Annotated in this window: 21 protein-coding genes; 11 read left to right on the top strand and 10 right to left on the bottom strand. The window is 61.0% G+C overall.

Annotated features, from left to right (window positions below):
* The first annotated feature begins 65 nt into the window (after window positions 1–65).
* Complete coding sequence (tsf, locus tag A0U94_RS07445; protein WP_062029699.1) at window positions 66–974, top strand: translation elongation factor Ts; 909 nt, start codon at window positions 66–68, stop codon at window positions 972–974.
* Window positions 975–1,103: 129 nt separating this feature from the next.
* Window positions 1,104–1,868 (top strand): DNA repair protein RecO, encoded by a 765-nt coding sequence (gene recO, locus A0U94_RS07440; RefSeq protein WP_077802980.1) that lies wholly within the window; start codon window positions 1,104–1,106, stop codon window positions 1,866–1,868.
* Here recO and A0U94_RS07435 read toward each other — a convergent pair.
* Window positions 1,862–2,338, bottom strand: a complete 477-nt coding sequence (locus A0U94_RS07435) for a hypothetical protein (RefSeq protein ID WP_062029718.1) — start codon at window positions 2,336–2,338, stop codon at window positions 1,862–1,864. The two genes, recO and A0U94_RS07435, sit on opposite strands and share 7 nt — an antisense overlap.
* On the opposite strand from A0U94_RS07435, the gene parC reads away from it, so the two are divergent.
* Complete coding sequence (gene parC, locus A0U94_RS07430) at window positions 2,315–4,525, top strand: DNA topoisomerase IV subunit A (protein ID WP_077802979.1); 2,211 nt, start codon at window positions 2,315–2,317, stop codon at window positions 4,523–4,525. The two genes, A0U94_RS07435 and parC, sit on opposite strands and share 24 nt — an antisense overlap.
* An 18-nt stretch (window positions 4,526–4,543) precedes the next feature.
* Here the strand turns inward: parC and A0U94_RS07425 are convergent, their stop codons facing one another.
* Window positions 4,544–5,278 (bottom strand): arginyltransferase, encoded by a 735-nt coding sequence (locus A0U94_RS07425; RefSeq protein WP_077802978.1) that lies wholly within the window; start codon window positions 5,276–5,278, stop codon window positions 4,544–4,546.
* A gap of 152 nt (window positions 5,279–5,430) precedes the next feature.
* On the opposite strand from A0U94_RS07425, the gene cls reads away from it, so the two are divergent.
* Entirely contained in the window at window positions 5,431–6,843 is a 1,413-nt protein-coding gene (cls, locus tag A0U94_RS07420) for a cardiolipin synthase (protein WP_077802977.1), read from the top strand.
* A 20-nt stretch (window positions 6,844–6,863) separates the two neighbouring features.
* Here cls and A0U94_RS07415 read toward each other — a convergent pair whose 3' ends face one another.
* Together A0U94_RS07415 and A0U94_RS07410 are read right to left on the bottom strand one after the other, a co-directional pair.
* Complete coding sequence (locus A0U94_RS07415) at window positions 6,864–7,490, bottom strand: endonuclease/exonuclease/phosphatase family protein (protein ID WP_062029707.1); 627 nt, start codon at window positions 7,488–7,490, stop codon at window positions 6,864–6,866.
* Entirely contained in the window at window positions 7,487–8,566 is a 1,080-nt protein-coding gene (locus A0U94_RS07410) for an AI-2E family transporter (protein ID WP_062029721.1), read from the bottom strand. Before A0U94_RS07410 ends, A0U94_RS07415 begins: the two co-directional genes overlap by 4 nt.
* 129 nt (window positions 8,567–8,695) lie before the next feature.
* Here A0U94_RS07410 and A0U94_RS07405 point away from each other — a divergent pair, with 129 nt between their 5' ends.
* Together A0U94_RS07405 and metC are read left to right on the top strand one after the other, a co-directional pair.
* Window positions 8,696–9,532: a sulfurtransferase gene (locus tag A0U94_RS07405; RefSeq protein ID WP_077802976.1), complete on the top strand. Its 837-nt coding sequence runs from the start codon at window positions 8,696–8,698 to the stop codon at window positions 9,530–9,532.
* 2 nt (window positions 9,533–9,534) lie between these two features.
* Window positions 9,535–10,746, top strand: coding sequence for a cystathionine beta-lyase (metC, locus tag A0U94_RS07400; RefSeq protein WP_077802975.1), 1,212 nt, complete (start codon window positions 9,535–9,537; stop codon window positions 10,744–10,746).
* 3 nt (window positions 10,747–10,749) lie between these two features.
* On the opposite strand, the gene A0U94_RS07395 is transcribed toward metC, so the two are convergent.
* The 3 genes from A0U94_RS07395 to A0U94_RS07385 all read right to left on the bottom strand — a co-directional run bounded on the left by A0U94_RS07395 (window position 10,750) and on the right by A0U94_RS07385 (window position 14,481).
* On the bottom strand, window positions 10,750–12,252 hold the full coding sequence (locus A0U94_RS07395) for a YifB family Mg chelatase-like AAA ATPase (protein ID WP_062031537.1): 1,503 nt from the start codon (window positions 12,250–12,252) through the stop codon (window positions 10,750–10,752).
* 50 nt (window positions 12,253–12,302) lie between these two features.
* Window positions 12,303–13,553 (bottom strand): phosphoglycerate dehydrogenase, encoded by a 1,251-nt coding sequence (gene serA / locus A0U94_RS07390; RefSeq protein WP_077802974.1) that lies wholly within the window; start codon window positions 13,551–13,553, stop codon window positions 12,303–12,305.
* A gap of 139 nt (window positions 13,554–13,692) precedes the next feature.
* Window positions 13,693–14,481: an inositol monophosphatase family protein gene (locus A0U94_RS07385; protein WP_077802973.1), complete on the bottom strand. Its 789-nt coding sequence runs from the start codon at window positions 14,479–14,481 to the stop codon at window positions 13,693–13,695.
* A 75-nt stretch (window positions 14,482–14,556) separates the two neighbouring features.
* Here A0U94_RS07385 and A0U94_RS07380 point away from each other — a divergent pair, with 75 nt between their 5' ends.
* Genes A0U94_RS07380 through smpB form a run of 4 tightly spaced genes read left to right on the top strand, consistent with a single transcriptional unit; the run spans window position 14,557 to window position 17,553 of the window.
* Complete coding sequence (locus tag A0U94_RS07380) at window positions 14,557–15,282, top strand: 3-deoxy-manno-octulosonate cytidylyltransferase (protein ID WP_208611699.1); 726 nt, start codon at window positions 14,557–14,559, stop codon at window positions 15,280–15,282.
* A complete protein-coding gene (locus A0U94_RS07375; RefSeq protein ID WP_077802971.1) occupies window positions 15,282–16,118 on the top strand; it encodes a prephenate dehydratase in 837 nt (278 codons plus the stop codon). Before A0U94_RS07380 ends, A0U94_RS07375 begins: the two co-directional genes overlap by 1 nt.
* Before the next feature lie 17 nt (window positions 16,119–16,135).
* The gene (gene dapA / locus A0U94_RS07370) at window positions 16,136–17,047 is read left to right on the top strand and encodes a 4-hydroxy-tetrahydrodipicolinate synthase (protein ID WP_077802970.1); all 912 of its coding nucleotides are present in this window, start codon (window positions 16,136–16,138) and stop codon (window positions 17,045–17,047) included.
* Between the two features lie 8 nt (window positions 17,048–17,055).
* Window positions 17,056–17,553, top strand: a complete 498-nt coding sequence (gene smpB, locus A0U94_RS07365) for an SsrA-binding protein SmpB (RefSeq protein WP_062031523.1) — start codon at window positions 17,056–17,058, stop codon at window positions 17,551–17,553.
* Between the two features lie 132 nt (window positions 17,554–17,685).
* Here the strand turns inward: smpB and A0U94_RS16250 are convergent, their stop codons facing one another.
* A complete protein-coding gene (locus A0U94_RS16250) occupies window positions 17,686–18,384 on the bottom strand; it encodes a cold-shock protein (RefSeq protein WP_062031519.1) in 699 nt (232 codons plus the stop codon).
* 277 nt (window positions 18,385–18,661) lie between these two features.
* On the opposite strand from A0U94_RS16250, the gene A0U94_RS07355 reads away from it, so the two are divergent.
* Entirely contained in the window at window positions 18,662–19,663 is a 1,002-nt protein-coding gene (locus A0U94_RS07355) for a lipid A deacylase LpxR family protein (protein WP_062031516.1), read from the top strand.
* Window positions 19,664–19,718: 55 nt separating this feature from the next.
* On the opposite strand, the gene A0U94_RS07350 is transcribed toward A0U94_RS07355, so the two are convergent.
* Both A0U94_RS07350 and recG read right to left on the bottom strand, forming a co-directional pair.
* Window positions 19,719–21,422, bottom strand: coding sequence for a putative bifunctional diguanylate cyclase/phosphodiesterase (locus tag A0U94_RS07350; RefSeq protein WP_062031512.1), 1,704 nt, complete (start codon window positions 21,420–21,422; stop codon window positions 19,719–19,721).
* 75 nt (window positions 21,423–21,497) lie between these two features.
* Window positions 21,498–23,627, bottom strand: coding sequence for an ATP-dependent DNA helicase RecG (gene recG, locus A0U94_RS07345; RefSeq protein ID WP_077802969.1), 2,130 nt, complete (start codon window positions 23,625–23,627; stop codon window positions 21,498–21,500).
* Between the last annotated feature and the right edge of the window lie 3 nt (window positions 23,628–23,630).

The raw sequence follows: 23,630 nt of genomic DNA, 5'->3' as shown, positions 1-23,630 counted from the left end.
TGAAACATGGCATGCGGCCGGGCGAGTTCGTCCGGCCGCATGATCTTTTTTGAGGGATGAGATAAATGGCAGAAATCACAGCAGCCCTGGTTCGCGAACTGCGCGAAGCCACTGGCGCAGGCATGATGGATTGCAAGAAGGCCCTGACGGAAGCTGCCGGCGACATGGACGCCGCCATCGACTGGCTGCGCACGAAGGGTCTGTCCCAGGCTGCAAAGAAGTCCGGTCGCACGACGGCTGAAGGTCTGGTTGGCGTTGTGTCCGCCAAGAACCGCGCCGCCATGGTTGAAGTCAACGCCGAGACGGACTTTGTTGGTCGTAACGAAGCCTTCCAGGCATTCGTCGAGCAGGTTGCTCATGTTGCGCTCGAAGTCGGTGACGATCTGGACACCATCAAGGCTGCAAAGGTTCCGTCCGGCCGTACGGTTGCTGACGAACTGACACACCTGATCGCCACGATCGGCGAGAACATGGCCATCCGTCGGGCCAAGGTCCTGTCGGTCGAGTCCGGCGTTGTTGCCAGCTATGTCCACAGCGCACTGCGCCCGGGCATTGGCAAGATCGGCGTTCTCGCCGCTCTGGAAGCTCCGTCCGAGTCCGATGCGCTGCTGACGCTGGGTCGCCAGATCGGCATGCATGTTGCGGCAACCCGTCCGGCTGCCCTGAACGTTGCCAGCGTCGATCCGGAGTCCCTGGAGCGCGAGCGCGCTGTTCTGATCGAGCAGGCCCGTGAGTCCGGCAAGCCGGAAGCCATCATCGAGAAGATGGTCGAAGGCCGTATCCGCAAGTTCTATGAAGAAGTCGTTCTTCTGGAGCAGGTGTGGGTGCTGGACGGCGAGAGCCGCGTGTCCAAGGTCGTCGAAAAGGCTGGCGCAAAGCTGGCCGGTTTCGAGCGCTTCCAGCTCGGTGAAGGCATCGAGAAGGAAGAGAACGACTTCGCTGCCGAAGTCGCTGCTGCCGCTGGCACCAAGTAAGGTTTTCCGTTTCTGCCCTGAGCCGGGTCTGTCTGGTTCAGGTCGGAGGTGAAAGTCTGTAGAAAGGCCCCTGTGCGCTTTGGCGTACGGGGGCTTTTTTCGTTTTTGGCCGTTTTGGAAGGATCAGGGATGGAATGGGAAGCGGCGGCGCTGGTTCTGTCGGTCCGGCCTTATGGCGAGGGCAGTGCACTGGTCCATCTGTTCAGCGAGGAGCAGGGCGTCTCGCATGGAATGGTGAGGGGCGGTGCTTCGCGTCGGCAGGCATCCCTGTGGCAGACGGGCAATCTGGTTATGGCGCGTTGGCGGGCGCGGCTGGCGGATCAGCTCGGCACATTAACAGCCGAGCCTGTGCAATGTGTGGCAGGGCGTATTCTGGATGCACCGCTACAGCTGGAGATGGTGAGCAGTGCCTGCGCCCTGGTGGACGGAGCCTTGCCACAGGGCGAGGCGCATCCGGAACTGTTCATGCGGCTGGTGCGGCTTCTGACGCTGATCAGTGTAGCCCCGGAACCGGCCCCAATGGGCGCCTATCTGCGCTGGGAAAGCCAGCTTCTGACCGGGCTCGGTTATGGACTGGATCTTTCGGACTGTGCGGTGACAGGTTCGGCGGACGATCTGGTGTACGTGTCGCCACGCTCTGGTCACGCCGTAAGTCGGAATGCCGCAGGAGAGTGGCGGGACCGTTTGTTGCCGTTGCCGGCGTTGATGATGGATGAGGCCGATGACGGGACGCCTGAAGACTGGAAAAACGGTCTTGCGCTGACAGGGCATTTCCTGTCGCGCTGGGTCTTCGGTGTGCGGCATCAGCCCCTGCCGGCAGCGCGGGAGAGGCTGGTCGATTATGTGCAGCGGCTTCAGATTGGTCCGGATAATGCCGCGGACCCGGCTCAGTAGGAAACGTGGCTGGGGCCGGGACGCAGGCCGCTGACGACATCCACGTCGGCCGTACTCGCCCAGACGGACCAGTCCCAGCCAGGATGTTGATTAATCTCGGCTGTCATGCGCTGTTCCTGCGCAAGGTCGACCGGATGGCTGGCTCTGTAGGCAGCATAGGCGCTTTTGTCGCCCATATAGACGCAACCACACGCGATGGGGTCGGCGTAGAGCAGGACCGGCTGTCCGTTCTGCATGCGATAGGCCAGCGTGTCGGGGGGCAGGAGGTTCATCATCGCCCAGCGTGCCGTCGTGTCGGCCGGGTGCGCCGTAAACCCTGCCAGTGCGAGAGACATCTCGGCTTTCTGGATCGGACGGTATGGTGAGCAGGCGGCCATACCGATGAGGAGAGCGCTGGACAGAAGAGCATGCCAGTGTCTAAGTCCTGCACGAAAGAGGGGAGAAGCATGGGAACGGATCTGGCGGGTCATATCGAGGATACCAAGCTCGCTGAGGCTCTGAGCGAGCGATATATTGCGTATGCGATGTCGACAATCATGTCGCGTTCCCTTCCGGACGTGCGTGATGGCCTGAAGCCGGTCCACCGCCGCCTCCTTTATGCGATGCAGCAGTTACGCCTTGATCCCACATCAGGGTTTAAAAAGTGTGCACGTGTCGTCGGTGATGTGATTGGTAAATTCCATCCGCATGGCGATGCGTCCGTATACGAGGCACTGGTGCGTCTGGCGCAGGATTTTGCGGTCCGATACCCGCTGGTCGAGGGGCAGGGCAATTTCGGCTCCATCGACGGTGATGGCGCGGCAGCCATGCGATACACGGAAAGCCGCCTGACGGAAGTCGCACAGGCGCTGCTGGACGGCATTCAGGACGATGCGGTCGATTTCCGCGCGACATACGACAACGAAGATCACGAACCGATCGTGCTGCCGGGGACGTTCCCGAATCTGCTGGCCAATGGTGCCGCAGGCATTGCCGTGGGCATGGCGACGAGCATTCCGCCCCATAATGCCGCTGAAATCTGCCGGGCCGCGAAGCTTCTGATCGAAAAGCCGGATGTGACGATCGCCGAGCTGGTGGATCTGATGCCGGGGCCGGATTTCCCCACGGGTGGCATTCTGGTGGAAGAGCGCGACTCCATTATCCGCTCTTATGAAACAGGACGCGGGAGTTTCCGGACCCGCGCGCGCTGGGAAGTCGAACAGGGACGTTTCGGCACCTGGATGATTATTGTCACCGAGATCCCGTATCAGGTGCAGAAATCGCGCCTGATCGAACAGATCGCGGACCTGATGGAACAGCGTAAACTGCCGCTTCTGGGCGATGTGCGGGACGAGAGCACGACCGATATCCGCCTCGTGCTGGAACCCAAGACCAAGGGTGTCGAGCCCGAAGTCCTGATGGAGACGCTGTTCCGCAATACGGCGCTTGAGAACCGTTTCAGTCTGAACATGAATGTTTTGGGCGGTGATCGCGTTCCGGGTGTGTTGTCTCTGAAAGAGGTTCTGCGGGCGTGGCTGGACCATGTGCACGAAGTGCTGGTGCGGCGGTCGAACCATCGTCTGGCGGCGGTGCTGCGACGGCTGGAAATCCTTGAAGGTTTCCTTGCGGTTTATCTGAACCTTGACGAGGTCATCCGCATTATCCGCGAGGAAGACGAGCCCAAGGTCAGCTTGATGGCAACGTTCAGCCTGACGGATGTTCAGGCCGAGGCCGTGCTGAACATGCGCCTGCGTTCACTGCGGCGGCTTGAGGAAATGGAAATCCGGCGGGAGCGGGACAAGCTCGCCGACGAGCAGAAGGCGCTTGAAACGCTGCTGGGTTCGGAGCGTCGGCGCTGGACCCGGATCTGCAAGGATCTGGATGGCACCATCAAGAAGTTCGGCTCCGGCCCGCTTGGGGACCGGCGTACGCTGATTGCGGCAGCCCCGGAACCGGTGGATATTTCGGCGGCTCTGGAGATCGACCGTGAGCCTCTGACGGTTCTGCTGTCCCGCGAGGGGTGGATCCGGGCTATGAAGGGCCACGGTCTCGACCCGCAGGGACATCGCTTCAAGGAAGGCGACGAGGCCTGGCTTTCTGTGGAATGTCAGAGCACGGACAGGCTGTGCCTGATTTCCAGCAGCGGTAAGGCTTTTACGATCAAGGCGGCCGATCTGCCGCGCGGGCGTGGCTTCGGGCAGCCGTTCCGGACCGTGGTTGACGTGCCGCAGGAAGACCGGATTGTGACCCTGTTCCCCGTTTCGGACGAGGGGCGCCGCCTGATCGCATCCGTATCAGGGCGTGGGATGATCGTGTCCGAAGCAGGCCTCGTGGCGGAAAAGCGGACGGGCAAGCAGGTCTTCAACGTCAAGGACGGTGATGAGGTTTTTGCCTGCATCCCGGTCAGTGGCACGCATGTCCTGACGCTGGGGCAGAACAAGCGGGCGCTGATCTTCCCGCTGGAACAGGTTCCGGAAATGACCCGTGGAGGTGGTGTCGCGTTCCAGAAGCTGGGTGACAGCACGCTGCGTGACATGCGGACCCTGACACTGTCCGAGGGTCTGTTGTGGCAGGAGGGCCAGCGGGTCCGGCCGACCGCAGATCTGACACCGCTTGAAGGCCGCCGTGGCGCCGTGGGCCGCGCTGCGCCCCAATGGATGCTGCGGAACAAAGGCTGAAAATGAACCGGGGCCTGCTCAGGCCGGGAGTGTCCCGGCCAGCAGGCTCCCCAACAGGCTCCAGTGACCGTCACGAAAAACTTCGGCTGGCCCGAAGGCGGCTTTGTAGGCCATCTTTGGGCTGCCAGGGACGTAATAGCCCAGATACAGGTGTTCCAGCCCCATCCGGGCGGTCTGTTCGATCAGCCACAGGATCGAAAACGTCCCCCACGACGCCGTCAGATCGTTGACGTCATAGAACGTGTACACCGCAGACAGTCCGTCCGAGAGACGGTCAATCAGGCTGACACAGACAAGCGTGCCATCCGGACGACGGAACTCGGCCAGAAACGTTTCGACCGGCGTGTTGGCGATCAGCTCGGCATAATCGCGCCAGCACATATGGGCCATGTCGCCATCAGGATGGCGGACGGCCTGATACATCTCGAACAGGCGGAACTGCTCGTCCGTGGGAACCGGAGGCACCATGTTGGCGATAAGATCAGCGTGGCGGCTGCGGATTTTTTTCTGGGTCCGGGTCGGGGCGAACGTTGCGGCCGGAATGCGCATGGGCGTACACGCGCGGCAACCCACACACACCGGCGCGTAGGCGATGGCATGGCTGCGGCGGAAGCCGGCCTGTGACAGACGGTTATGCAGGGCAACGGCGTCGGGGCCAGCCAGCTCGGTCAGAACCTTGCGTTCTGTGCGGTCGGGCAGGTAGGGGCACGGGGCCGGAGCCGTCGTGTAGAAGAGCTGTGGGCGGTGCTGCATAAGACGCTCTCCTTTTCAGATGACGGGCTGAAAGATGATCCTATCGCAAGGACGGGGGCTGGCGCATCCATCATCTTTGCGAAAGGATGACGAAAGACTATCCGCACGGCGGTCGCTCGTGCTTCGTTCGGGCGTCCATAACAGGGAAATTTATGCTGCACTGGACTGTTTTCCATATTCTTGTGCAGATCCTGCGCTGGGCTCTTCCTCTTTTGGTGACGGTTCATGCACTCGTGCACAAGCGGAATACGGCGTCCTGCACAGGATGGATCGGCATCTGCTGGATCGCGCCGTTTCTGGGTACGGTTCTCTATCTGATGTTCGGCATCAATCGCGTCCGACGCCGGGCGCAGAAAATGGTCAACCGTCACCTGTGGGAGGGGCGCGACCCGCTGGCGCAGTACCGGCAGACCGTGGATGGCACTCTGGCGCCACTTTCAAAAATGCTGGGACGTCTGACGGAACGGCCCCTGATGCGGGGCAACTCCATCACCTGCCTGCATGACGGAGATAACGCCTATCCCGTGATGCTGGAGGCGATCGGGCAGGCGAAGACGTCGATCATCCTGTGTTCCTATATTTTCCGTGACGACAAAGTCGGCCAGCGTTTTGCGGAGGCGCTGGTAGCGGCCAGACGGCGCGGCGTCGAGGTCAGGGTTCTGGTGGATGGGATCGGGAGCGGGTATTTCCGATGCGGTATCGAGCGCCGCCTTCGGCGTGAGGGGGTTGCCTGCGCGCGCTTCATGCATTCGGTCTGGCCCTGGCGCATGCCGTTCATCAACCTGCGCAACCACCGCAAAATCCTCGTGGTAGATGGTACGGTCGGCTTCATGGGCGGCCTGAACATCGGCGAAGAAAACATGCTCCGCCTGCGGACGAAACTGCCGGTGGCGGATACGCATTTCCGTCTTCAGGGGCCGATCGTGCATCAGCTTGCAGTTGCCTTCGCGTGGGACTGGTCATTTACGACGGGCGAAGAACTTCAGGGCGAGCGTTATCTGCCTGAACCGTTACCGCAGGGAGACGTCCCCATGCGGATTGTCACCTCCGGGCCAGATACGGATCTGGAAAAGATCGAATACGGGATGTTGCAGGCTTTCTCACTGGCGCGGAGCCATATCTGGGTGATGACGCCCTATTTCCTGCCGGACGACCGTTTCTCGACGGAGCTTGTTCTTGCCGCTCTTCGGGGCGTGGTGATTGATATTGTCGTGCCGAAAAGCAGCAATCACGCCCTGATAGATCATGCACGGGACGCCAATCTGCGGCAGTTTCTGGATGCAGGGTGCCGGGTCTGGATGGCAGATCCGCCGTTCAATCATTCCAAGCTGATGGTCGTGGATGATGAATGGAGTTTTGTCGGAAGTGCGAATATCGACATGCGTTCCCTGCGGCTGAATTTTGAGATCAATCTGGAAATTTATGACCGGGACGTGGCGAAAGAACTGGCCACATTCATGGAAACGCATCGTCGCAACCGGCTGACACATCATGATCTGGACAGCAAGCCGTTCCTGATCCGGATGCGCAATAATGCCGTCAGGCTTTTGCTGCCGTACCTCTAAGAGATGTCAGGTAAGAGATATCAGGCGCCCAGCCTCAGGGTGACGCAGATGGGGCGATGATCCGAGCCGAAGCGCGGCAGGGCGCGTGCCTCCATGCGCGCCAGTCCACGCACGAGGCATCGGTCAAGCCGCAGGGGAAGATGGTTCAGCATCCGATGTGTCTTTTCCTGCGGACCGACATCGAGAAATCCGGGAAGCAGAACAGGGCCGACCAGATTGAAATCGCCCATGATGACGGCACGGTGGCGCATATTGGTGCTGATGCTGCGAAGCTGCCGCCGGTTGAGCAGCTGGCCGTGAGACAGATGAACGTTGGCGAGCGAAAAACTGCCGAAATCAATAAGCTGTGCCGTGCGTTTGACCAGCAGGCCGCGCGGCAGGCGGCAGAATGACGGCGGACGCGTGAAGGGCAGGCGGCTCCAGCAGGCTGTGCCATGCGGACGGCCGGGAAGCGGGATGCGGTCATAATAGCCGCCGAGAATTTCGGGGAGTTCGTCCACGGCCTCCTGCGCCTCCTGCATCACGACGATGTCCGGATTTTCCGCGCGGATGACGGTCAGGACGTCCTCAAGCGAGGCGCCTTCCCAGCGATAGAGGTTCCAGCTCAGGATTTTGAAAGAGGCTCCGGATTGAGGAAATGCCGTCATTTCGGAGGCTCCGACAGGTAGAGAGGGTTACGCCCGCGGTGATGGGGACCGGCGGCGAATTCGCTGGTCAGGGTGTAGCCGACCGCCAGCAGGACAGGACCGAGGAAGATGCCTACGCCGCCAAAGGTCACGATCCCCCCCAGAACGCCGAGGACGGTCAGCAGATAGGGAAGCTGGGCGCCACGCGCAATGAAGGCCGGACGGATGATGTGGTCCGCGCCGGAGATGATGAGAACGCCATAAATCGCGAGAAACAGTCCGTGCCCGACATGATGCGTCATGCCCAGCCAGATGGCGGCCGGCACCCAGACCAGCGGTGCGCCGATCGGGAAGACTGCAACGAAAGCGGTGATGCCCGCTAGCAGAACGGGAGACGGCACTCCTGCTAGCATCAGGCCGATTCCCGTCAGCACGCCCTGGATCAGCGCCGTGCCGAGGATACCATAGACCGTCCCGCGTACGGTGCGGCCAATGATGTTGATGAGCCTTGGCGTGGTCTGCGGACCCGCGATGCGGTCGATCAGGGCCGCAATGGTATTGCCGAGCGTATCGCCGTTCAGCCACAGGAAGAAGGCGACGAACAACGCCATGACGAGTTCAGCGAGGCCGCTTGCGAGCCGCAGGAGGACCGTCAGGGTGAGATGCGCGATCTGTCCGGCATAAGGACGCAGGACTTCAGTCGCAAAAGCACCGACATCATGGCTGAAATGGTGCCAGGCATTGACGAGATGCGGGCCTGCCATGGGAATGCGGTTCATCCACTCCGGAGGCGGATTGGCGCTGGTGACATGCAGGATCAGGGTGTCGATTTCCGAGATCGTGCCGGGAATGTCGTTGATGCCCGCGCTTGTCAGCACCGTCATCGGGACCAGAATGAACAGGGCGCTCAGGGCCATCATGGCAAGGGCTGCGAGAACGGGGCGGACATGGCGGCGCATGCGGCGATAGATCGGCCATGTCGTGAAGGCGAGAATTGCCGCCCACAGGATGGCTGAAAGGAACGGCCACAGGATGATGCCGCATCCATAGGCGATTCCCGCCAGGACCAAGCCTAGGATAATCCGTTCGGTCGTCATGCGCGGATATGCCCCGATCCGAAGGCGAAGGGACGACACGGATGGCATGACGGTGTGGGCTGCGTGCTCATGGAATGACACATTGGCACGCTCTGGCGCCGGACGCATCCCTCGACCTATGGTGTGGTCATGACGATCTCGCCACTTGTTGATGCCGCGACCCTGATCCCGGAGGTCGGCCGGTTCATTCCCCTTGATGCCAGCGTGCTTTTGCCGGGGCAGAAGGGCGATCCCGATTCCGCGTTTATCGCGCAGTACCTTCCCGGTGCACGCCGATTCGATATCGACGTTTTCGCCGATCCGGAGAGTCCGCTCCCTCATACGGTGCCGGGCGCGGCACGGTTTGCCCGGCTGATGGGTGAACTAGGCGTGAGTGAGGAAATACCGGTCGTGTTTTATGACGGGCGTGGAAGTGTGGGTGCCTGTCGTGGATGGTGGCTTGCACGGCTGTTCGGGCATCGGAATGCGCGGATTCTGGATGGCGGTCTTGAGGCCTGGGTGAAGGCGGGCGGTGCGGTTGAAAGTGGTGCACCACCTGTAATTGAACCGGCAGTTTTTCGTCCCCGTCCGCATTATGGGCTCCTGGCGGGTTCGGGCGATGTCCGTCAGGCGCTGAAACGGACCGATGCGATGGTGCTGGATGCAAGAAGTGCGGGCCGTTTTGCTGCGACGGTACCTGAGCCCCGACCGGGTGTGCGTGGCGGTCACATGCCAGGCGCGCAGAGCATGGACTGGACGCGCCTTGTGGACGGAAATGGCTGCTTTCTGCCCACCGTCGAGCTGAAACGGGTCCTCGCAGGTGCGGAAGGACGTTCCGTTATTGCGAGCTGCGGTTCGGGTCTGACAGCCGCAACGATCGTGGCGGCTCTGGCCATCGCGGGATATGGCGACGCAGCTTTGTATGATGGATCCTGGGCGGAATGGGGAAGCGACCCCGACGCGCCGGTTGTGACGGGAGAGGCATAAGAATGAGTGATCTGGAACAGCGGGTGAGTGCGGGATGGAGCCGGATGGGCTCCATGCTGGTGCGGGAAGGGCGTTCGCATGAGCTTCCCGAAACAGGAACGTTCGTAAACGCACCGGTCAGCCGGGGTTCGACCGTCCTGTTCCCGACGCTGGAGGCCATGAACAGGACGGACGGCCGCAGCCACGCGCACAAGGCGGTGTACGGGGCGATGGGATCGCCGATCCAGCACCAGCTTGAGGAAATGCTCAGCCTGATCGAAGGCGGGACGCATACGCAGGTCGTCAATTCGGGGCTGGCGGCGTGTACGATGCCGCTTCTGGCGTTTCTGGGCTGCGGCGATCACCTGCTTCTGCCCGATTCGGTGTATGGCCCCACGCGACGTTTTGCAGGGACGATGCTTCAGCGGCTGGGCGTGGTGACGACCTATTATCCGCCCATGGCCTCACGCGCCGAGATCACAGCACTTATACGCCCAGAGACGAAGGTCCTGTTCGCTGAAAGCCCGGGCAGTCATACGTTTGAAGTGCAGGACGTGCCGATGCTGGCCGAAGTGGCGCATGAGGCTGGGGCACTTCTGATGCTTGATAACACCTGGGGCATTGGCGTGTTTCAGCCCTTCGTCCATGGCGTGGACGTGTCGATTCAGGCGCTGACGAAATATCCCGCCGGGCATTCGGACGTCATCATGGGGTCGGTCACGGTCAACGACGAAGCGCATTGGAAAACGCTGCGTGACGCGGCGATCCAGCTCGGACAATGCGCAGGTCCGGATGACTGCTGGTTGACGCTGCGGGGACTGCGGACGATGGGCGTGCGGCTGGCGCATCAGGCACGTTCGGCACTGGAAATCGCGCAGTGGCTCAAAACGCGCCCTGAAGTCGCGCGGGTTCTGCATCCGGCACTGCAGGACTGCCCGGGGCATGAATTCTGGAAACGGGATTTTACGGGGGCCTGTGGACTGTTCGGCGTAGAGCTTCAGCCGGACATTTCCATTGAGGCGACCGAACGGATGATCGACGGGCTGAGCCTATTCGGGATCGGGGCATCCTGGGGCGGTTATGAAAGTCTTGTCCTGCCAACGACCGGGCATATCCGGCGCGTCACGGGTGAGGGCGGCCCGACATCCGCGACGTTCCGCCTCCATATCGGACTTGAAGACGTTGAGGACCTGAAGACCGATCTGGCACGCGGACTGGATGGCCTTCAGTTCTGAACCTTAGCGGCGGCGGAAAGTCAGGGCTTCAGCGACGTGATGGCGCTGGATGCTCTGGGTACCTTCCAGATCGGCGATTGTGCGGGAGACGCGGATCAGGCGCGTGATCCCGCGATTGGACAGGCGTAGTTTTTCAGCCGCCTGTTCAGCGATGGACCGGGCGTCGTCGTCCATGTCGAGATCGTCAGGGGAGACCTGCGAATTGGGAACGCCCTGACGGACAATCTGGCGCCTGCGGGCAATTTCCACGCGGGCCCGAACCGTCGCGCTGGTTTCACCTTTCGGGGCGCGGCTGATCTCGATGGGGGAGAGCGGATCGATTTGCACGCACAGGTCGATACGGTCGAGCATCGGGCCGGAAATCTTGGCCGTATAGTCTTCCCCACAGCGCGGCGCCTTACGGCAGCTTCGCTCCAGATCGCCCAGATAGCCGCAGCGACACGGGTTCATGGCGGCAATGAATTGAAAGCGCGCGGGATAGGTCGTGTGATGGGCCGCGCGGGCGATGGAAATGCTGCCGGTTTCGATCGGCTGGCGCAGAGACTCCAGACAGGATCGTGAGAATTCTGGAAGTTCGTCGAGGAACAGGACGCCATTATTGGCAAGGCTGACCTCGCCGGGCCGGGCTTTCGCGCCACCACCCACAATGGCGGGAAGGCTCGCGCTGTGATGCGGTGCGCGATAGGGTGGCCGGACGACCAGCCTGCCGTTCTGCAGAATGCCGGAGACACTGTGAATGCGGCTTGTTTCCAGGGCTTCTTCGCGTGTCAGATTGGGAAGAATACCGGGCAGACGGCTGGCGAGCATGGATTTTCCGGCACCAGGCGGTCCGCTCATGAGCATGGAATGCGCTCCTGCGGCAGCGATTTCCAGAGCGCGCCGTCCAAGCAGCATGCCTTTGACGTCCGCCAGATCGGGGCCGTATTCGATCACCTGTCCCGTTGGTGGCGGTGCCGGGGGCAGGATCTGCTGTCCCTGAAAATGGGAGACGAGAGTGGCGAGCGTCGGTGCCCCGAGAACGTCCGTACTACCATTACCCCAGCGTGCTTCCAGAGCCTGCGCGGCCGGACAGATCAGGCCGAGTTCGTCCGCGACGGCGCCAATCGCGGCTGAAAGGACGCCCGCAACGGGATTGATCCGACCATCCAGCGAGAGTTCGCCGACAGCGGCATAGGCCGAGACTGCCTCGAAAGACAGGATCCCCATGGCGCAGAGCAGGCCAAGCGCGATGGGAAGGTCAAAATGTGCGCCTTCCTTGAGAAGATCAGCGGGCACGAGATTAACGAGAATACGTTTGGGTGGGAGCGCCAGTCCCATGGCCGTCAGTGCGGCGCGGACACGTTCGCGCGCCTCACCGACGGATTTGTCCGCTAGCCCTACAACGAGAAACGCCGGAAGGCCGCTGGACACCTGAACCTCGACCGTGACCGGAACGGCTTCGATCCCCGAAAAGGCGAAGCTCTGGATACGGGCGAGGGCAGGTGCATGCGGGCTGGGACTCGTCATGAGACAAATCCTAGCCCGAAATTATTTCCTGTTGGTTAACGGAAAAGATGTCAGGAACGCTGGTAGAGCAGACGGGCACGGAGTGTGCCGTCAAGCGCCTTGAGGCCGTCCAGAAGCTTCGTGTCCATCTCAGGGCCCTCCGACTCGGCTTCGACGACGACATAGCCCACTTCGCCATCCGTCTGGAGATACTGGGCGGTCACGTTGCAGTTCTGCGCCGCGAACAGATCGTTGATCTGTCGCATGATGCCGGGACGGTTGGCATGGACATGCATGAAGCGCGTGCCACGCGGACGCTCGGGAAGCTGGACGCTGGGGAAGTTGACCGACCCGATCGTGGACCCCACGTCGGAATAATCGACCAGTTTGCGCGCGACTTCGACGCCGATGCGCTCCTGCGCTTCCATGGTGGAGCCGCCGATATGCGGCGTGAGAATGACATTCTCCAAACCCTGGAGCGGGGATTTGAACGCTTCCCCAGCCTTTTTGGGCTCCACGGGGAATACATCCACGCCCGCGCCCATGAGATGGCCGTCCTTCAGGGCCGCGGCGAGGGCGTCGAGGTCCACGACGTTGCCGCGTGCGTTATTAAGTAGGATGGAATTGGGCTTCATGGCCCGGATTTCTGTTTCTCCGATCAGCAGATCGGTTTCCGGAGTCTGCGGGACGTGGAGGCTCACGATGTCGGACTCGGCCAGCAGATCATGCAGAGTCGGAACAGCAATGGCATTGCCGTGCGGCAGACGAGGCATCACGTCGAAATACAGGACGCGCATGCCGAAAGCTTCGGCAAGGACGGAAAGCTGCGAGCCGATGGAGCCATAGCCGACGATACCGAGCGTTTTGCCGCGGACTTCCCAGGCGTTGGTGGCGGATTTGTCCCAGCCGCCCTTGTGGCAGGCTTCCGAACGCGACGGGATGCGACGGAGCAGCATAACAACCTCGCCCATGACCAGTTCGGCCACGGAACGGGTGTTGCTGAAAGGCGCGTTGAACACCGGAATACCCAGCATGCGGGCAGCATTCAGATCGACCTGATTGGTGCCGATGCAGAAGCAGCCGATGGCCATGAGGCGGTCTGCGGCTTCAAGGATTTCGCGCGTGAGCTGGGTCCGGCTGCGGATACCGACCATGTGCACGCCCTGAAGGGCTTCCTTCAGCGCGTCGCCTTCAAGGGCGCCCTTGACCCGCGTTACCTCTGCATATCCTTCTGCGGCGAAATGGGAAGCGGCGCTTTCGTGAATGCCTTCCAGAAGAAGAATGCGGATCTTGTTCTTGGGGAGAGAGAACTGCGTTTCCATAAATCCGTCCCGGTCATGAACCGGAAGGCTCCGGTTTCAATTCAAACTGGTTCACCAGATCTGGCCGTGACCAGACCGGCCCCGGCTGATGTCTGCCGCCACGTCCGCCGGGGCCCCCTCCCTAGCCGATCAGCGGGTTTCAGGAAAGATGGTGGACAAGTTCGGGAAGCAGGGTTGCGTCTCCGCAGGCCAGGACCGTGCCATCGCTTTCGAGGGTCAGGCTCTGTCCCTGCCAGTCGGTAATGCGGCCCCCCGCACCTTCCACAACCGGAACGAGCGCCCCCCAGTCCCATGGATTCATGGTGCATTCCGCAATGACGTCGATCTGCCCAAGGGCGAGGAGGCCGTAAGCGTAGCAGTCTCCGCCCCAGGACGTGCGGCGGGTGTGCTTCTGCAGATTGGCAAACCGCGGCGCATGATCGGCGGTCATGATTTCGGGTGCCGTGCAGGAGAGTTCGGCCTCAGAGGCCTGCAGGCACGGGCGGGTGCCGATGGCTCCGGGAAGACGGTCGGATAGGAACTGCGTGGGTCGTCCCGAAACACCAATCCAGCGCTCCCCGGTCACAGGCTGGTCGATCAGCCCGAGCACGGGACGCCCCTTGTGAAAGAGCGAAATGAGCGTGCCGAAGGTGGGGCGGCCGGTCAGGAAGGCGCGGGTACCATCAATGGGATCGAGAACCCACAGCCAGTCTCCGTTCGCGCCGCTCATGCCATTTTCCTCACCGAGAATGGCGTGTTCCGGCAGGCGTTGTGTGAGAATGTCTCGCATGGCCTGTTCTGCCTGCCGGTCGGCAATGGTGACGGGACTGTCATCGGATTTTGCGTCCGCGCGCAGGGAGGTTCGGAAATAGGGCAGGACAGTCTTGCGGGCGATGTCCGCACAGGCCGTTGCTGCGTCGATGGCAGTCTGCACCACGGTTTCATTCATGATTTGTGTCTATTCCCGTCCTGTGAGCGCTGCATGAGATTGACGCCCGTGGTGGCGGGCGGCATCAGGGGAACCATGCATCCGATCATCGTTATTCCCTCCAGACTTGCTTCGACCCGTCTGCCGCGCAAGCCCCTCGCTGATATTGGGGGGGTTCCCATGATTGTCCGGGTCGTGCGTCAGGCTCTGGCAGCGCAGATCGGTCCGGTGGTCGTGGCCGCGGGAGACGAAGAAATTCTGGAGGCCATCAGAGGGATACCTGACGTAAAGGGCGTACTGACCGATTCGGAGCTGGCGAGCGGCTCGGACCGTGTCCACGCAGCTCTGGCGGAAGTGGATCCTGATGGAGCTCATGATGTGGTCATCAATCTTCAGGGCGATCTGCCTCTGATTGCGCCTTCCAGTCTGGTCGCTGTTCTCAAGCCGCTGGAAGATCCGGCCTTCGACATCGGAACACTGGCTGCTCCTGTCACAAGCGATGCCGAACGCGACGCCCCACAGGTCGTCAAGATTGCGTGTGATTTTAAGGAGGCGGAAGTAGCGCGGGCGCTGTATTTCTCGCGCCTGCCCATTCCATGGGGTGTTGGACTCCACTGGCATCATGTGGGCGTATACGCCTGGCGCCGGGCTGCGCTTGAGCGTTTCGTGACGCTCGCGCCTTCCGCTCTGGAGCGCCGGGAGAGCCTTGAGCAGCTTCGTGCCCTACAGGCTGGGATGGCAATTGGGTGTGCAAGGATTGACCATGCCCCCCAGGGCGTGGATACGCCTGCTGATCTTGAGCATGTGAGAGGATTGGTCTGATGCCCGTCATTGCATTTCAGGGCCGTCCGGGTGCCTATTCCGATCTGGCCTGCCGTCAGGCGCGTCCGGGCTGGACGACGCTGCCGTGCCCGACCTTTGCTGACGCGATTGATGCCGTGCATGATGGCCGGGCCGATGAAGCGCTGCTGGCCTGTGAGAATACGCTCGCCGGGCGGGTTCCGGACATTCATTCCCTGCTGCCTGACGCAGGGCTTCATATCGTCGGAGAATATTTCCAGCGCGTGGAGCACTGTCTTTTGGGGGTGCCGGGAGCAGAGATCGGGGATATTCGGCGAATTCACACGCACCCGGTGGCTCTGGGGCAGGTGCGCAAGCTCATCAGCGAGCTTGGCGTGGAACCGGTGGTGCAGTTCGATACGGCAGGCGCGGCTGAGATGGTCTCGCAGTGGGGACGGAAAGCAGATGCGGCCATTGCCTCCTCTCTCGCGGCTGAACTGAACGGGTTGACGGTGCTGCGAAGCAATGTGGAAGATGCCTCTCACAACACGACGCGCTTTTATCGTGTCTCCCGCAAGCCTTGCATTCCTTCGCCCGAACGCACAGATGTTCTGACGACTTTGTTGATGAGGGTCGGAAACTGTCCGGGTGCGCTCTATGCGGCATTGGGTGGATTTTCCCGGCATGGTATCAACATGACGCGGATCGAAAGTTACATGCTGGACGGCTCGTTCACGGCGACGCAGTTTCTGATGGATGTCGAAGGACATCCCGAACAGGCGGCTCTGGCCAGCGCGCTCGCGGAACTGGAGCAGGTCAGCGATGATCTCAGAATTCTGGGTGTTTACCCAAGCAGCCTCTCACGCCACGCCGCGTGACGGCAGGACAGGAACCCATGACAGAAGACGGAACAATGGCTGACACGAGCATGTATCAGGGGTCTCTGACGGCTCTGGTGACCCCGATGCATACGGACGGGCGGATTGATTTCGACGCTTCGACAAAGCTGATCGAGCGTCAGATCGACGCCGGCACTACGGCACTGATCCCTGCCGGAACGACAGGTGAAAGCCCCACGCTGTCGCATGAAGAACACGGCCGTGTTGTCGCACACTGTGTCGAGACGGCAAATGGCCGGGTGCGTGTCATGGCGGGGGCTGGCTCGAACAGTACCTCTGAAGCTGTTCTTATGGCGAAGCATGCCCATTCTGTCGGGGCAGACAGTCTGCTGGTCGTCGTGCCGTATTACAACAAGCCATCTCAGGAAGGGCTGTATCGCCACTTCATGACGATTGCAGATGCGACGCCGCTCCCGATCTTCCTGTACTGCATTCCGGGCCGCTCCGTTGTCGACATTTCGGTGGCGACCATGGCGCGTCTGGGGAAACACCCCAATATCGTCGGTACGAAGGATGCAACGGCCAATATGGCACGGCCGATCGCGGTGCGTCGGGCGGTGGACAAACCTTTCAACCAGCTTGCCGGTGATGACAATACCGTTCTGTCGTTTCTGGCGGCGGGCGGCGACGGATGTATTGGCGTGACGTCCAATGTCGTGCCGCATCTGTGCGCTGATATGCATCTGGCCTGGCAGGAAGGGCGGATTGAGGATGCGATCGCCATTCAGGACCATCTGACCCCGCTGCATGATGCGATGTTCATGGAAAGTAATCCTGGGCCGGTCAAGTACGCGATGTCGCGGCTCAGTCTGTGTGGCGCGACGCTGCGTCTTCCTCTGGCAGAGCCCCAGGAAGCGACTCGGCGGGCTGTTGATGATGCCCTGCGTGCCCTTGAGCTTCTGGACTGAGTGCAGGCATGGCGGGAAAGAAAACCAAGAGCGGCATGATTTCTCATGGCATTGCCGCCCAGAACCGCAAAGGGCGGTTTGATTATACGATTCTGGAAACGACGGAAGCCGGGATTGTCCTGAAGGGGCCAGAAGTCAAAAGCCTGCGTCTTGGACGGGCGACAATCACGGAAGCTTATGCGGCTGAGCGTGATGGCGAAATCTGGCTCTTCAATTCCTATATTCCCGAATATCAGGGCGGTGTCCTCTCGCGTTTCGAGCCTCGGGCGCCACGAAAGCTCCTGATGCATCGTAAACAGATCGTGCATTTTCTGGATTCGGTCAGTCGTGCAGGCGCCAGTCTGGTGCCGCTTGATATCCACTTTAACGATCGTGGAATGGCAAAAGTGACGCTTGGTCTGGGTCAGGGGCGTCGCAAGGAAGACAAACGGCACGCTATTGCGGAGCGGGACTGGAAACGGGACAAAGCCAGGCTGGTCCGCAGTAGTGGTAAAGATTATGGGTGAGAACCTGAAAGGCCGGATCAGATCCGGCCTTTTTTATGGCTTGAGACAATGTCCGCAATTCCGGGCATAAAAAAACCGCTGCAGCATAAGCTGGCAGCGGTTTTTTATTACTCAGACCGAAGTCCGGGTCGTTCAGTCAGCGCTGATTTCAGCAGCTTCCGGACCCTTCTGGCCCTGAACAACCTTGACGTTGATCGTCTGGCCTTCGTCAAGTGTCGGCAGGCCGGAGCGCTCGAGAGCGGAAGCGTGGACGAAGATGTCCTTGCCGCCGGATTCCGGCGTAATGAAGCCGAAGCCCTTCGTGGCGTTGTACCACTTGACCGTGCCACGCATTTCTTCAGCGCGGGAAAGGTCCGGAGCCGGACGGCCCGGACGAGCCGAACCACCGAAACGGGGCTGGTCGCCGAAAGCAGCGCGCGGACGCGGTGCTTCTGCCGTGCTCTCGTCAACGGAGAGAACTTCAGCGACCTGACGGCCCTTCGGACCCTGGCCGATGCGGACCACGACGGTTGCACCCGGGTTCACGGCGCTGACGCCAGCATTGGTGAGCGCGTTGGCGTGCAGGAAGATGTCGCCCGAACCGTCGGACAGTTCAACGAAACCGAAACCCTTTTCGGTGTTGAACCACTTCACGCGGGAGCTGATTTCCGGGCCTGAAGCTGCGACGAAGCTGTTGCTGCGACGAGGTGCGCCGTAGCCGCCACCACCGCCACCATTTCCACCACCAAAGCCTCCACGGTCGCCATAGGACGGCTGGGACGAGTATGTGTCGTCAAACCCGCCGCGGCGAGGTGAGTTGAAGCTGCTGCGGTCGGTTCTGTTGTTTCTCAACGGTCTAATCCCGAGACTGGGGTGTCATGATAGGGCGGACCCTGCCGTGACGTAATTTCAAAAATTTGGAAAAAAACGATGCTGCTTTTCCCCTGAAATAAGCTGTAGCACGGTTTTTTCCTTCTCTGCCACAGGGAATATCAGGCTGAAACATAACTCGCGCTGATTTTAAGATTATGAAGTGCGCCGCCGACACTTTGATTTCGGTCGGGGAAATGACATACACACGTTTTCCAGTATTTGATGGTTCCCGATCCCGCGCGTAACAGAGGTGTCCATGCGAAGCAGACTGACTTTTTCTATTGGAGCCACTGCCGTGTTGGCGCTGTCTTCATCCGCCATGGCGACACCGTTGCAGGATCCTTACGGAACCTGGACTGTTCAGGGTGAGAATGATGCCATCTCCACACTGAAAGGGACGTCGGATCAGTACTATACGTCTGGTCTGCGGATCAACTGGACGTCTGGAACCGACAATCTGCCGCGTCCGATTGCGAAGCTGAACCGCATCCTGATGGGGGAAGGCGTCCAGCGCATCAGCATCGGTCTGCAGCAGATCATTGATACCCCACGCGACACGCAGGCTGACAATCCGCCGCAGGGCGACCGGCCTTACGCGGGCCTGCTGCTGGGAACGGTCAACCTCATCAACGACACCGATCGTTCCCGGACCGTGATGGGGATCCAGTTTGGCATGCTTGGTCCGGCAGGACTCGGGCGCCAGGTGCAGAACGGGTTCCACAAGGCCATCAGCGATACGCCGAGCACGGGCTGGGGCCACCAGCTTGCGAATCAGCCGATCTTCCAGGTTCAGGCCGGGCGGATCTGGCGTCTGCCGGTTCTGAATGTCTATGGCATTCATGCTGACGTGCTGCCCGCCATCTCGGGCGCCGCGGGTGATTACCGGACCTATGCCGACGTGGCCACGACATTCCGCATCGGTCAGGGGCTCGACAGCGATTTCGGCAATGCGACAATCGGACCAGGGCTGGATGGAACGGATGCGTTCCGTGCGACTCGTCCTTTTGCCTGGTATTTCTATGGTGGCGTTGAGGGGCAGGCCGTGGGCTATGACGTGACGCTTCAGGGCAGCACGGTCCGACCGAATGCGCCGCATGTGAGCAAGGTCTGGGATGTGGGTGAGGTTCATGCCGGTGTCGCGGTGATGTGGCATGGTGTACGCCTGTCCTACAGCCAGAACTGGCAAACAGCACAGTTCCAGACGCAAAAGGCCGGCCTGTTCAACTACGGATCGCTCAAGCTTTCCGTAAAGTTCTGATCTGAGCCGACGGACGATCTGAAAAAGCCGCCTTCTATAGTGAAGGCGGCTTTTTTTATGTCAGGGCGAGATGGGGTGTGTGGCTGTCACGGACCGGTGCGCCCAGAAGGTAGCCCTGGACTTCCTCGCAGCCATTGGCGTCCAGCAGGGCCATCTGGTGTTCGGTTTCAACACCCTTTGCGCAGCAGGTAATGTTCAGGGACCGTGCCAGCGACAGGATGGCGTACATTACTTCGTCGGCGCGTATGTCTTCGCCCAGATACTGAACAAAGGCGCGATCAAGCTTGATCTGATCCAGTGGATAAATCCGGAGGCGCTCCAGCGAAGAATAACCTGCTCCAAAATCGTCGATGGCGAGACGGACGCCCAGGGCACGAACGCGGGAGAGTTCGCGAAATGCAATGTCGGACGGGCCAAAGGGCCGACATTCGGACAGCTCGATCTGCAGACGGCCGGGAGGGAGGCCGGTCTCGGTCAGGATCGTATCGACAAGAGGGGCAAGGCGCTCATTGACCAGCCAGACCGGAGAAACATTCACGCAGACCCGCAGCGGAGCAGGCCAGCGCAGGGCAGCCAGACAGGCGCTCCGCAGGCTCCAGCTGTCGAGGGCCTCGATCATGCCGGCCTCTTCGGCGTAACGGATGAAGAGGTTGGGCGCGACTTCGCCATGTCCGGGGCGCATCCAGCGCAGCAGGGCTTCATGCCCGACAATTTTCTGGGATTCCGTATCAACGATGGGCATCCACTTGAGGAAGAGCGCGTCGTCCTCAACGGCTTTGAGGAGATCCTGCTCAAGATTGGATGTGATGGTGTAGGCGTTGGTGAGTTCTGCAGTCGCGCGCCGCTCATGGCCGCCACCGTTGCGGTTTGCTTCGGTCAGGGCAGCCCGCGCAGCGAGGATCAGCTGGTTCGCATCTTCGGCATCCTGCGGATAGACGCTCCAGCCGGCGGAAATCGAGAAAGGGACCGCTCCCATGTCCAGAGGAACAGGGGTGCTGGAAATCTGGAGGATGGCGTTGACCAGGGTACGGGTCGTGACGGCCGTTGTGCCAGGCGGGGTGAGAACCATGAAATGTCCGCCTCCGATCGAGCTGAGGAAAGCTCCCTCGGGCAGAACGGATTTCAGGCGCCGGATCATTTCCGCAAGGATCAGGTCAGCTGTGTCCCATCCATAACGTTCGTTAATTAGCGAGAGGTGATCGAGATTGAGATGAATGAGGCTGAAAACCGCCCGGCGCGTGAGCTTTCCGGTTCTTTCAATGAACTGCTGCAGAACGAGCAGGCTTTCCTCGCGGTCGGGAAGCGAAGATTTTCCGGTCTCTTCCATCGCTTCGCCCGCAATTTGCCTTGCCACGTCCTGAAGGGAGTCTTCGGCCGTCGGCAGGAAGCTGCTGCCGTTCAGGCGGAGAGCTACGAGAAACTGTCCGGAGCGGCCGTCATCTGATCTGCTGGCGATCGGACGGCCGATGAGCGACCAGTCTTTGAAGAAGGGACATGAAAAAAAGGCTTTGCCATTCCGTTTCTGCTCGGCTGCGAAGATCATCTCCCCCGCGTCCCGCTTGTACAGGGCGACCGGAAGCGATCCTGCGGACTGGAGGATGGAGGGTATTCCGTTTGCCGGGATTTCCAGCAATGCGACAGCCGACCCGCCAGTTGCGGCCAGAAGCAGACGAAAGAGCAGCGATCGGCTGTCCGGAGAGGGGGCGGAGTATTCGTGAGGAGTCTTCTCCTGAACGTCTCTGGCCGGACTGCCTGTCATTCGAAGACTCCATAAAACTCGGTTAAGCGCATTACTGATAAATTCACAGTATTATATCGGTGCGAATTTTTCTGTCTAACCGGAAATCAGAAGCCTTTCGGGATCATTCCGGTCGAATATTTCGAGCAGAAGCCTGAGTGCATGGCCACGGACGCCTTTAAGTTGAGGGTTGCGGACGATTTCGCGCTCGCTGTCCTGCTGCATGGCGGCCAGCAGCAGGGCAAGGCGAGCGCCCTGCGCCAGACGGAAACCGGGAAGACCGGACTGACGGTCTCCCGCAATGTCTCCCCCTCCACGGATCCGGTAGTCTTCGTCAGCAATCAGAAAACCGTCATTCGTGTCGCGCAGCAGGCTCAGACGTCGCACGGCGGTGGGTGTGGCAGTCCTGTCATGCAGCAGAAGACAAAAGGACTGTTTCGAGCCGCGTCCGACGCGACCGCGAAGCTGGTGAAGCTGGGCCAGTCCGAACCGTTCGGCCTGTTCGATCACCATGACGGATGCAGCGGGGATGTCCACGCCGACCTCGATGACGGTCGTGGCGACAAGAAGCCGCGTTTTGCCCAGACGGAACGTATCCAGCGCCTCCTGACGAACGGTAATGTCCTGTTTGCCGTGCGCGAGACCCACAAGCCCCTCAAAGCGCTGCTCCAGTGAGGCCCAGCGCTCTTCCGCGGCAGCCGCGGCCTGCGTTTCGCTGTTTTCGATGAGCGGGCAGACCCAGAAAACCTGAACTCCGTCGCGTATCGCCCGGCTGATGCCTGCAAGAACGCTGTCGAGCGAGTCCATGCTGTGCAGGGTCGTGCGGATCGGCTGGCGGCCGGGGGGCTTCGAGTCCAGACGGCTGACACTCATCTCGCCCCATTCCATGAGCTGAAGCGTGCGGGGAATGGGCGTTGCGGTCATGACAAGGATGTCGGTTGCTTCGCCCTTGGCACTCAGGTTCATGCGCTGCCGGACACCGAATCGGTGCTGTTCGTCGATGACGGCGAGGCCGAGATCGTGAAAAGTCACCCCATCCTGAAACAGTGCATGCGTCCCGACGATGATTTTTGCCGTGCCATCTGCAATGGCTGCGAGCACCTTTCGCCGGGCCGCGCCTTTGATCGTGCCGCTCAGATAGGCGCACTCCGTCGGGCAGAGACGGGAGAGCGTTTCAAAATGCTGGCGGGCAAGGATCTCGGTGGGAGCCATTAGCGCGGCCTGCGCGCCGGACTCGACGGTCTGAAGCATGGCGTTCATGGCCACGAACGTCTTGCCTGCGCCGACATCCCCCTGAAGCAGCCGCATCATGGGCGTCGACGCAGAGAGGTCGGCGGCAATTTCCGCAATGGCCATGGTCTGGGCGTGAGTTGGTTTATGTCCGAAGCGCTGGAGCATTTCGGCCTGAAGTGCACCGGTGCCGGGAAAGCTGCGCCCGTGCCTCTCGCGGGCCTTGAGACGCGCGAGCCCGAAGCAAAGCTGATCGGCCAGCAGTTCATCCGCTGCAAGGCGGGACAGGGCGCGGTTGCGGACAGGCTCCCACGCGATGTCCGGTGGAATGATCTCAGGCGATTGCATCAGGCGCAGGGCCTGGGTGAAGGACGGCCATTTCCGCTGGGTAACAAGGGCCGGGTCCAGCCATTCCGGCAGGTCGGGCAAAAGGCCCAGTGCAGCGCGCATGGCCTTGCGGACCGTATAGGGGAAAAGCCCGGCGGTGAGTGGCCAGACGGGTTCGAGCGAGGGGAAGCTGTCGCGTTTGGCCCAGCTCACGACATGATCGGGCTGCGGCACCGTCAGCTCGCCCTGAAAGCTGCCGGTTTTGCCAGAGACCAGAAGTTCGGCGCCCACGGTCGGGCTGGGCATGTTGCGTGTCTGGAAAAAGACCAGATCGAGCGTTCCGGTATCGTCTTCGGTGCGGATGATGGAAGGCTGTCCAGGGCGTCCGGCCTTGCGCAGGGCCAGCACCCGGACATGGGCCGTCAGGATTTCGCCGGGGGCGAGATTGTGTCCGTCCGCAACTGTGCGCAGAATGCGCCGGTCAACCACCCGTTCGGGCAGGGTGAACAGCAGGTCCAGCACCTTTCGGCCACCTGCGATCTTTTCCAGCAGGCTGGCATGCCGCGGCCCAATTCCGGGCAGGCTTGTCAGCGGCGCAAAAAGCGGTGCGAGCGCATGCTCCGTTTCGGAGTTGGGATCGGAAGGGGACGGGAACTGTTCGGACGGCATCGT

This window comes from Gluconobacter albidus, from assembly GCF_002005485.1.
Taxonomy (GTDB): domain Bacteria; phylum Pseudomonadota; class Alphaproteobacteria; order Acetobacterales; family Acetobacteraceae; genus Gluconobacter; species Gluconobacter albidus.
The sequence above is the reverse complement of the archived record's forward strand: the minus strand, read 5'-3'. Positions and strand labels throughout refer to the sequence as shown.